Below are 10,356 nucleotides of genomic sequence, written 5' to 3' on the forward strand. Positions count from 1 at the left end.
AAAGATTAGACAATATTACCAATATCTACGAATTGTATTTTGAGTAATACCGTATTGATCCATATAAGAAACATATTGACCTGGATATGGAGCATGAACTACCTTTCCACCACCAACATAAATACCTACATGGTCATTTGTCTCTTCACTATTATACAAAATCAAATCTCCAGCTTGTTGAGAACCATTACTTACATAACTTCCTCCTGTTGCTTGACCATAGGTCACTCTAGGAATACTAATATCGAACTTAGCATGAATAGCCATCGTAAATCCTGAGCAATCTACGCCACTATTCAAATCTGCCCCACCCCAAACATATGGGATTTTCCCTACAAATGTCTCGGCATATTCACCAAGTGCCTGTCCACGATTTTCTACCCATACACCACTGGCTCTAAAGAAGTATGGTGTACCATTCACACGTTGATAACCAGTGACCATAGCACCACTAGCAGATAAGTAGTAATAATTACCATCAGGTTGAATCCAAGTATTTTCTTTCATCCATCCTTGGTCATCAAAATAGTACCACTTGCCATCTAATTGTTCCCAATTTTTAGCATAACCACCTGAACCGTATTTAAACCACCATTTACCATTGGTTTGCATCCATGTTCCTTTCGGATCACGATATTGATTGAAAGCTTTCTTCTCTTGATTTCCCTCTGCTTGGGTTTCTTTATCTTCAAAACCAATCAATTTTACTTGATCAGCTTCTTCAGCTTTTATCTTGCCTTGATTAACTAATTGAGCAATCGCTTCTTTCTCACTTGCTGATGGGGAATCAGCATAGGCTACCGTAGTATTTGCTAGGAGAACGCCTCCTGCAAGAACTAACAAACTAGAATAAAGATATTTTTTCATCGTGAAAATCCTTTCTTTTTTCTCCTTTTTGGAGATTGATTTTTCTGACTACATTATATCCTTTATTTGTTTTCATATCTCTCCTGTCCCTAGAAAGACTAAATTTGTTCCTAAACGGTCACTTGAATCAAAGAAAAATTCCAAAGCAAATGCCTTGGAACTTCTTATCTTTATTTTGCTTGAATGATCTTAACCACATCTCCTACATTTTGGAGTTGGTCAATTTCCTCATCACTGATTTCGATGCTAAATTCATCTTCCAGTGTCAAGATAAACTCCATCAAGTCAACTGAGTCAGCATCCAAGTCGTCTTTCAGACTCAAGGATTCTGTCACGACAAAGTCCTCTCCCTGTCGCTCTTGGATAATGGTCACAATACGGTCAAAAATTTCTTTTTCTGTCATCTCTTTTATTCTCCTGAAAATTCACGCGCAGTCTGGGCAACTACGTCTGTTTCTAGCATGGTACGAATCTGGCGGATTGTACTATAAACAGCCTTGGCATCGCTTGAGCCATGAGTCTTGACAACCGGTGCCTTGACACCAAACAAGACTGCTCCACCAACATCTGAGTAGTTGAGCTGTTTTTTCAAACCTCTGAGGCTGTCCTTGAGAAGGAGGGCGCCTAGTTTCGCTCGAAGACCTCCACCTGTAATAGCGGTCTTGAGTAAGCCCATGATTCCCATAGCTGTTCCTTCAATGGATTTGAGCACAGCGTTTCCCGTGAAACCATCTGTCACAACAACATCTGCAACGCCATTCATCAAATCACGCGCTTCCACGTTTCCGATAAAGTTTAAACTTTCATCAGCTGCTAGTAATTCGTAGGTTTCCTTACGAAGCGGGTCGCCCTTACTACTCTCTGTTCCGTTATTGAGCAAGCCAACGCGTGGTTGCGCAATTCCACGAACATTTTTAGCATAGAAGGAACCTAGAACCGCGTATTGATGGAGGTGATGTGCTGTATTTTCCGCATTGGCACCGAGGTCCAGCATGTCAAACCCCTTCCCATCTACAGTCGGCAAAGTCGACATAAGCCCAGGACGATCGATGTTCTTGATACGACCCACGATGAAAAATCCTGCTGCTAGTAAAGCACCTGTATTCCCAGCTGAGAGAACAGCGTCTGCTTCTCCCTCTTTGACAGCCTTGGCCGCCAAGACCATACTGGCATTTTTCTTCTTCCGAATAGCTCTCGTAGGTTCATCGTCTGAATCAATCTTCTCATCCGTATGGATAATGCTGACGCGCTCTGTCGCTGTCAGATATTGCTTGATTTTAGCTTCATCTCCGTAGAGTTGAACCTCGATATCTGAAAAGTCAGCTAGGGCTTGATTGACACCCTCAACGATGGCCTGAGGTGCGTAATCGCCCCCCATGGCATCTACTGCGATTTTTTTCATTTCTTTTCCTCTTTTAGTAATTGTCCCCAGTCTGCTAGGGAATCAATAAATTTCTTTGATTTTAGGTGAATCCCAACGTACTCTTCGTAGAGTTGATCCATAAATTGGCGTAGTTCTTGCTTGATTTCAGGCTTGAGCGAAATGGTCTCCAATGTCTCAAAATCAATAGCTTGAAATTGATTGAGCAGATAGGGGATATTGGGATTGAGATGGCAACGTCTCTCATCTTCATGATAATGATTTGGACAGAGGCAGGCTCCATATTTGAAAGAAAAGTCAAAAGCCTGACCGACCCGATGACAAAAGACACACTCATTAAAATTGAGACTAATACCAAATCGGGTCAAGATTTGAATTTCAAAAATATTAGTCAAAACCTGATAATCCAAGCCCGCTTCCATCAATTCCAAAGTCTTTTGCAAAAAAGCAAACAAGGGAGCATCCTGCTGATTGTCCTGCAAACTAGCATCGGCAAGAGCTGCCACGTAGGTCGCATAGGCCATGACAAAGAGATCGCTATTAATCTTGGGAAAAGTCATCACCTCATGATAGTCCTCAATGTAACTAAGCCCATCATCATTGATTCGCAAGAGAAATCGTGCCAGCACCAAGGGCTGAATAACAGGGGCCAGCTTAGACTGACCAGCGTGTTTGACGAAAAACATCCGCTTGCCAGCCTGTTCTGTAAAAATCTTGACTAGCTTGTCATCCTCACGAAAGTTACGATTGTAGAGCACCAAGCCTTGACTCGTGATAGACTGAATCATGCTTCTCTCATATACTCCTCAAGTCGTTTCATGGCTTCTTTGATAGTCTCCATACTCGCTGCATAAGACAGACGCACATAGCCTTCTCCGTAACGCCCAAAGGCAGCACCAGGGATAAAGGCAACGGCCTTCTTCTGAGCAAAATCCTTTAGAAAGGCAAAGGAGTCTTGATTGTAGCCCGCTGGAATCTTAGCAAAGATATAGAAGGCACCGTCTGGTTTAATAATCTCAAAACCAAGAGCAGTCATTTTCTCGATAATATAGTCCCGACGCTGGATGTATTCCTTTTTCATAGGCTCCGCATCATTTTTACCAGCCGTCAAGGCCTCCACCGCAGCATGTTGAGCCATAGTATTTGCGGCAGTAACCAAGTACTGGTGACTCTTAATCAACTGAGCTGTAAAGGCTGCAGGAGCAAAAATCAGACCCAAACGCCAACCTGTCATGGCATGCGATTTAGATAGACCATTGATAATAATAGCCTGATCTCTCAACATGGTTCCCAGAGACACATGGGCTTCGCCTGTGTAGGTCAATTCTGAGTAAACCTCATCACAGACAACAAAAATCTCATACTTGCGTAAAACAGCTGCCAAGGCCTCCAATTGTTCCCGACTGTAGGTAATTCCTGTCGGATTGGCTGGATAGTTGAGAATAACCGCCTTGAGCTTGTCACCCTGCTCCAAAATGGCCTTCTCCAACATTTCAGGAGTCAAGACAAAACCATTTTCAGTTGTGTCAATCTCGACAATCTCTGCCCCAACTAGATTGACAATCGGTTCATAACCTGGATAGGCAGGAGCTGGCAAAAGTACCTTGTCTCCCTCTTCCAAAATAGCCGTCAAAGTAGCAGATAAAGCCTCTGTCGCCCCAATTGTAACCAAGATTTCATTTTCAGGAGCATAGTCCAGTTGGTACTTTTCCTTAACAAAGTCACTGGCCGCCTTACGTAGAGTCAGCAGACCACTCATCCCTGTATAGTAGGATTGGTTCTGATCAATCGCTCGCTTGGCCGCCTCCTTGATATGATCTGGCGTTGTAAAATCAGGCTCCCCCAAGGTCAAACGCAAGACCCCAGGAATCTCCGAAATAGCCTGGTCAAATTGACGAATCAACGAAACTTGAATCTTATCTAACTGTTTATTAAAGCGCTTAGTTAAGTCCATAGATACCTCCTACTTTCAAAACGTATCTCTATTATACTACAAAAGCCCCCCGACCGCAAAAATACATGATAGAATAACGCTAGCATGACAAATTGAAGTATGTTAAAATGGATTTGTCGCAACTCCACTAACGAACTTAGTTTGGAGGTGAGTTTTTGCTAATCTTCGTTACAGTTATTCTAGCACCATTACTGATTACTATTACCGGTAATGTCATTTCTGAGTGGATAGTCAGAAAGTGGTTAGATAAGCGCGACAAAAAAATATAACCTGAGTTTAGTTTTAATGTAACTGGACAAAAAGAAATACCAGAGGTGGAGCTCTGGTATTTTTGTTTTTGCCAAGACTTCGTTACAGTTCTTGTAGGATTATTATTACATAATTAGCACTACTTGTCAAATAATTGTTAGCTCCACTTTCTATTTTACTTTTCCTCTCTACAGGTCTATAATGGTAACAGATTCTATTTGGAGGTTTTTATGTCATTTCTATCAAAAAATGGAGCAGGCATCTTGGCCTGCCTTCTCATTTCCATTCTATCTTGGTACTTAGGAGGATTCTTCCCTGTTATTGGCGCGCCCGTTTTTGCCATTTTCATAGGCATGCTCCTACATCCCTTTCTCTCGTCCTATAAACAACTGGATGCTGGGTTGACCTTTAGTTCTAAAAAATTGCTCCAGTATGCCGTTATCTTGCTTGGTTTTGGTCTCAATATCTCGCAAGTCTTCGCAGTTGGGCAATCTTCACTCCCTGTCATCCTGTCCACCATTTCAATAGCCTTGATTGTTGCCTATCTTTTCCAGCGCTTCTTTGCACTGGACACAAAACTGGCTACCTTGATTGGAGTAGGTTCTTCTATCTGTGGGGGCTCTGCCATTGCGGCAACAGCGCCCGTTATCCATGCTAAGGAAAAGGAAGTAGCCCAAGCCATCTCCGTTATCTTTTTCTTCAATGTCTTGGCTGCGCTCATCTTTCCAACCCTCGGCACCTGGCTTCATCTATCCAATGACGGCTTCGCCCTCTTTGCAGGAACTGCAGTCAATGATACTTCCTCTGTAACCGCCACAGCTAGCGCCTGGGATAGTCTCTACCAGACCAATACCCTCGAGTCTGCAACCATTGTTAAACTCACACGTACTTTGGCCATTATCCCTATCACGCTCTTTCTATCCTACTGGCAAAGTCGCCAACAAGAAAACAAGCAAAGCCTACAACTGAAAAAAGTCTTCCCACTTTTTATCCTTTACTTTATCCTTGCCTCTCTCCTCACTACACTACTCACCTCTCTAGGTGTGTCCAGTAGTTTCTTTACCCCTCTCAAACAACTCTCTAAATTCCTTATTGTCATGGCCATGAGTGCTATCGGTCTCAAAACCAATCTGGTCGCTATGGTCAAATCCAGTGGAAAATCCATTCTTCTCGGAGCCATCTGCTGGATTGCCATCATCCTCACTAGTCTTGGTATGCAGACCCTTATCGGTATTTTCTAAACTCTTCGAAAATCTCTCCAAACCACGTCAACGTCGCCTTGCCGTAGGTATGTGACTGACTTCGTCAGTCTTATCTACAACCTCAAAACAGTGTTTTGAGCTGACTTCGTCAGTTCTATCTGCAACCTCAAAACAGTTTTTTGAGCAACCTGCGGCTAGTTTCCTAGTTTGCTCTTTGATTTTCATTGAGTATAACACAAAAGGTAGCCCATCAGCTACCTTTTTCTTATGCTTCCTCAATCAAGCGTGTATGTTCTCTCTTGATGCAACGATTCATCACGATATCATCACATCCACCAGCACGCAAGATTTCTTCCGCTTCTAGACTTTCAAGTCCTAGCTGTGCCCAAAAAATCTTGGCATCAGCTTTGAGAAAATCACGCGCCACATCAGGCAGAAACTCGCTGCGACGGTAAACATTGACAATATCTACAGGAAAAGGAATCTCAGCTAGACTAGCATAAGCCTTTTCACCCAAGATTTCGCCACCTGCCACCTTGGGATTGACTGGAATGATTTTATAACCCCGAGCCTGCATTTCCTTGGTCACTCGATTGCTCGTTGTTTCCTCACGGTCAGACAAGCCCACCACAGCAAGGGTTTTACTCGTTGCGAGATACTGACGAATCACGCCATCACTTGGATTGATAAATTCTTGACTCATAGAAATCCTCCTTTTTCATCAGTATAGCATATTTTGAAAAGGCTTGCATAATTCTACTACAAAAAAGGAGGACTAGCCCCCTTTTTATTTAGCCTCGTACCAGGTTGCCCCTTCATTCTCATCTGCGATAAGGGGAACACTGAGTTGAATGGCTTCTTCCATAGTTTGTTTGACCAATTTTTTCATCTCTGCCAATTCAGATTTAGGAACTTCAAGTACGATTTCATCGTGCACTTGTAACAGCATCTTAGTCTGATAACCACCTGCAACCAAGGCTTTATCCAGCTGAATCATGGCAATCTTGAGAATATCTGCCGCCGATCCCTGAATAGGAGAGTTGATAGCAGTCCGCTCTGCAAAACCACGAATATTGAAGTTGCGCGAATTGATATCTGGCAACTCACGACGACGCTTGAAAAGTGTCTCTACATAGCCCTTATCACGCGCCTCACGCACCACCTCATCCATGTAATTTTTAATACCTGGGAAGCGTTCAAAGTAGGTATCAATATAGGCTTTGGCTTCCTTACGGCTAATGCCCAGATTATTAGACAAACCAAAGTCTGAAATCCCGTAAACCACTCCAAAGTTAACGGCCTTGGCATTGCGACGGTCGTTTGCAGTCACATCCTCAGGACGCTCAATGCCAAAGACCCTCATGGCTGTCGAAGTATGGATATCTGCCCCCTCTTGGAAGGCCTTAATCAAGTGCTCATCCTTAGAAATATGCGCCAAAACACGCAATTCAATCTGTGAATAGTCCGAACTAAGCAGTACACTATTCTCCCACTCTGGAGCAAAAGCCTTACGAATGAGACGACCCTGCTCCAAACGCACAGGAATATTTTGCAAGTTTGGATCCACACTAGACAGACGCCCTGTCTGGGTCAAATCCTGAACATAGCGAGTATGAATCTTGCCATCAGCCAAAATCCAGTCCTGCAAGCCAATTACATAAGTCGATTGAATCTTGGCAATCTGACGGTAGTCTAGAATTTTCTTAACAATCGGAGCAATAGGAGCCAAACGTTCCAACACATCCACCGCTGTTGAGTAACCCGTTTTAGTTTTCTTAGTGTATTCTAGGGGAAGACCCAACTTTTCAAAAAGAAGCACGCCCAACTGCTTAGGCGAGTTGATATTAAACTCCTCACCAGCCAGTTCATAAATCTCTTGAGTGAGTTTTTCAATGACAAGCTCATTTTCAGCCTGCATCTCAAGCAAGGTCTCTTTCTTGACCGTAATCCCAGCAATTTCCATCTTGGCAAGGACAAAGGCCAGAGGTTGCTCTATATCATAAAGAAGCTCTAATTGCCCATTTTCGCTAAGTTTTTCAAGTAAAACAGGCTCAGTCTCTACCAAAACGACAAGCTTACGCGCCAAATGTTCCAAGAATTTCTCGCGTTCAGGAATGGCCTTCTTGACACCCTTACCATAGAAAGTCTCATCATCAACCAAGTAAGTCTGGCCATAAAGACTAGCGATGGTCGCAATTTCATTGTCCTCCACAGTCGAAAGGAGGTATTTGGCCAAACGACTGTCAAAAGCAGGCGCCTGCATATTCACATCATAACGATTTAAAAGAACCTTAGCCTTCTTAAAGTCATACACTCTCAGAGGTGTTTTTTCTAGAAAATCCTTGAAAATCGGCTCTTGCAAAAGTTCAAGCTTGTCTGTAGCATAAAGCTTATCCCCACAAGACCAGGCAAAACCAATCAAATCATCCGTATGGTAATTCTCACCAAAAAGCTCAAAATGGAAGATAGACTCTTCATTCAGCATATCTTGACTAACTTGGTCAACGATAGTAAAGTCCAAACTCTCAGCCACATCAGTCGAAGATGCATTTAAAGCCTGCTTGAGCTGTTTGAAGCCCATCTCATCGTAGAATTTTCCAAGATTTTCCACATCTGGACCGCTATAGACTAAATCCTTCAAACCAATCTCAATCGGTGCCTTGGTATCAATGGTCGCTAGTGTTTTTGACAAAAAAGCCTGCTCCTTATCATTAATGAGATTTTCCTTCATCTTAGAAGCCTTCATCCCATCGATATTTTCATAAATCCCCTCAAGCGAACCATGCTCCAGCAAGAGCTTGATACCAGTCTTTTCACCAATTTTGGTTACTCCAGGGATATTATCCGACTTATCACCCATGAGCGCCTTGAGATCGATAAACTGAGTCGGTGTAATGCCCATCTTTTCCATGAGATATTCTGGCGTAAAGGCCTCAAACTCAGCCACACCTTTCTTGGAAAGTTCAACCACCGTATGCTCATCCGTCAGCTGAATCAAATCCTTGTCCCCACTAACAATGGTAATATCAAAACCATCCTGCTCAGCTAGTTTATCCAGCGTCCCAATGATGTCATCCGCCTCATACTGAGCCAACTCATAGTGACGAATCCCCATATGATCCAGCAACTCACGAATGAAGGGAAATTGCTCACGAAACTCATCAGGAGTCTTAGCCCGACCCCCCTTATAGTCCGCATACATCTCTGTACGGAAGGTCGTCTTTCCCGCATCAAAAGCCACCAAAATATGACTCGGCTCAACCCGCTCCAACAAATGGCTCAACATCAACTGGAAACCATAAATCGCATTGGTATGCAAGCCAGCCGCATTCTTAAAACGGTCCAACTGCTGATAGAGCGCAAAAAATGCTCGAAAAGCAACAGAAGACCCATCAATCAATAATAATTTTTTCTTATCCATACACCCATTATAAAGGAAAGCACCAAAAAATACCATTGGGAAGAGCCAGACCGAGTATTTTTCATCCTTTTTCCGAATAAATAGATAGAGCCAGAGAATCTAGTAAACCTAGATTTAAAAATGTGCTATAATGAAAGGAGAAGCAATATGACTGTACGTCATCCGGGTATCAGCCCAACCAATGATTTGGTTGCTAAGAAAATCTTTAGCAATCCAGAAATCACTTGTCAATTTATTCGCGATATGCTGGATTTACCAGCAAAAAATGTGACGATTTTGGAGGGAAGTAACATTCACGTCTTGCCTTCCCTGCCGTACTCAGCGCAGGATTTCTATACCAGTATAGATGTTTTGGCAGAGTTAGACAATGGCACGCAGGTTATTATCGAAATCCAAGTGCATCATCAGAATTTTTTCATTAATCGTTTGTGGGCTTACTTATGCAGTCAGGTCAATCAAAATCTCGAAAAAATTCGTCAACGAGAAGGTGATACACATCAAAGTTACAAACACATCGCCCCCGTTTATGCCATTGCAATCGTGAATAGCAATTATTTCCAAGATGATTTGGCTTTTCATAGCTTTAGTATGCGCGAGGACACGACAGGTGAGGCTTTAACAATTACAAACAATGGACAAGAAAACCATCTAGTCAAGATGGCATTCTTGGAATTAAAAAAATACAGAGAAACCAGCAAAGACGAGGTTCGCAAACCCTGGTTGGAGTTTTTTGGGAATAAACCCTTTACCCAACAACCCGAGCGAGCCATTAGCCAGGCAGACCAACTGCTAGACTACAAGAGCTGGTCCGAGGAGGACAGGAAAATGTTTAGTGAACAGCGTAGACGCGAAGAACAAGCCTTGTTAGCACAGGACTATGCCTTGGAACAAGCTGAAGAAAAAGGTTTAGAGCGTGGGAAAGTTGAAGGAAGGGAAGAAGGGAAACTTTTTGCCTTCTTAGACATGGTTCGTCAAGGTCTCCTGACTTCCGAGGTTGCCAGCCAGCAGTTGGGCATGACCGTCGCTGAATTTGAGGCACTATTGTAAGTTTATAGAATAAAAGTGAACAAATCTGAAACATCGTTTTGTTCACTTTTTTCTTCTTTTCAACAGAACTCTCACTATAGTCCATATCACAAAAAGAGAAGGTCATAAGGCTCTATAATATTTGTAGTGGGTAAATCTCCTATAAATATTATGGAGCCTATTTTTGTGTAGAAAAAAAGTCCCATATGACCTATAATGAAAAGCGACGAAACAACTCATTAGAAAGATTCATATG

The 10,356-nt window shown here is 42.7% G+C and carries 9 protein-coding genes; 2 read left to right on the forward strand and 7 right to left on the reverse strand.

The annotated features are described in order from the left end of the window. Positions 1-15: 15 nt before the first annotated feature. From QM408_RS08365 to QM408_RS08385, 5 genes are all read right to left on the reverse strand, one after another. Positions 16-867, reverse strand: coding sequence for a C40 family peptidase (locus tag QM408_RS08365; protein WP_023947430.1), 852 nt, complete (start codon positions 865-867; stop codon positions 16-18). A gap of 170 nt (positions 868-1,037) precedes the next feature. Continuing rightward, positions 1,038-1,271, reverse strand: a complete 234-nt coding sequence (locus QM408_RS08370; RefSeq protein ID WP_004257707.1) for an acyl carrier protein — start codon at positions 1,269-1,271, stop codon at positions 1,038-1,040. Positions 1,272-1,276: 5 nt separating this feature from the next. Continuing rightward, a complete protein-coding gene (gene plsX, locus QM408_RS08375) occupies positions 1,277-2,269 on the reverse strand; it encodes a phosphate acyltransferase PlsX (protein WP_049502343.1) in 993 nt (330 codons plus the stop codon). After that, the gene (gene recO, locus QM408_RS08380) at positions 2,266-3,036 is read right to left on the reverse strand and encodes a DNA repair protein RecO (protein ID WP_049502344.1); all 771 of its coding nucleotides are present in this window, start codon (positions 3,034-3,036) and stop codon (positions 2,266-2,268) included. The genes plsX and recO overlap by 4 nt, the downstream gene beginning before the upstream one ends. Continuing rightward, entirely contained in the window at positions 3,033-4,202 is a 1,170-nt protein-coding gene (locus tag QM408_RS08385) for a pyridoxal phosphate-dependent aminotransferase (RefSeq protein ID WP_173261782.1), read from the reverse strand. Before QM408_RS08385 ends, recO begins: the two co-directional genes overlap by 4 nt. 479 nt (positions 4,203-4,681) lie before the next feature. On the opposite strand from QM408_RS08385, the gene QM408_RS08390 reads away from it, so the two are divergent. Then, on the forward strand, positions 4,682-5,692 hold the full coding sequence (locus QM408_RS08390) for a YeiH family protein (protein WP_020903290.1): 1,011 nt from the start codon (positions 4,682-4,684) through the stop codon (positions 5,690-5,692). A 226-nt stretch (positions 5,693-5,918) separates the two neighbouring features. On the opposite strand, the gene QM408_RS08395 is transcribed toward QM408_RS08390, so the two are convergent. After that, positions 5,919-6,356, reverse strand: coding sequence for a CoA-binding protein (locus QM408_RS08395; protein ID WP_000076488.1), 438 nt, complete (start codon positions 6,354-6,356; stop codon positions 5,919-5,921). A gap of 84 nt (positions 6,357-6,440) precedes the next feature. Continuing rightward, positions 6,441-9,074, reverse strand: a complete 2,634-nt coding sequence (gene polA, locus QM408_RS08400; RefSeq protein WP_261150659.1) for a DNA polymerase I — start codon at positions 9,072-9,074, stop codon at positions 6,441-6,443. A gap of 147 nt (positions 9,075-9,221) precedes the next feature. Here polA and QM408_RS08405 point away from each other — a divergent pair, with 147 nt between their 5' ends. Continuing rightward, the gene (locus tag QM408_RS08405; RefSeq protein WP_033685284.1) at positions 9,222-10,121 is read left to right on the forward strand and encodes an Rpn family recombination-promoting nuclease/putative transposase; all 900 of its coding nucleotides are present in this window, start codon (positions 9,222-9,224) and stop codon (positions 10,119-10,121) included. Positions 10,122-10,356 lie beyond the last annotated feature (235 nt).

The sequence above is a fragment of the Streptococcus mitis genome, from assembly GCF_047464965.1.
Lineage (GTDB): Bacteria > Bacillota > Bacilli > Lactobacillales > Streptococcaceae > Streptococcus > Streptococcus mitis_DU.

Coding starts and splice junctions, on each gene's coding strand:
- QM408_RS08365 (WP_023947430.1), bottom strand. CDS start 867: ATGAAAAAATATCTTTATTCTAGTTTGTTAGTTCTTGCAGGAGGCGTT.
- QM408_RS08370 (WP_004257707.1), bottom strand. CDS start 1,271: ATGACAGAAAAAGAAATTTTTGACCGTATTGTGACCATTATCCAAGAG.
- plsX (WP_049502343.1), bottom strand. CDS start 2,269: ATGAAAAAAATCGCAGTAGATGCCATGGGGGGCGATTACGCACCTCAG.
- recO (WP_049502344.1), bottom strand. CDS start 3,036: ATGATTCAGTCTATCACGAGTCAAGGCTTGGTGCTCTACAATCGTAAC.
- QM408_RS08385 (WP_173261782.1), bottom strand. CDS start 4,202: ATGGACTTAACTAAGCGCTTTAATAAACAGTTAGATAAGATTCAAGTT.
- QM408_RS08390 (WP_020903290.1), top strand. CDS start 4,682: ATGTCATTTCTATCAAAAAATGGAGCAGGCATCTTGGCCTGCCTTCTC.
- QM408_RS08395 (WP_000076488.1), bottom strand. CDS start 6,356: ATGAGTCAAGAATTTATCAATCCAAGTGATGGCGTGATTCGTCAGTAT.
- polA (WP_261150659.1), bottom strand. CDS start 9,074: ATGGATAAGAAAAAATTATTATTGATTGATGGGTCTTCTGTTGCTTTT.
- QM408_RS08405 (WP_033685284.1), top strand. CDS start 9,222: ATGACTGTACGTCATCCGGGTATCAGCCCAACCAATGATTTGGTTGCT.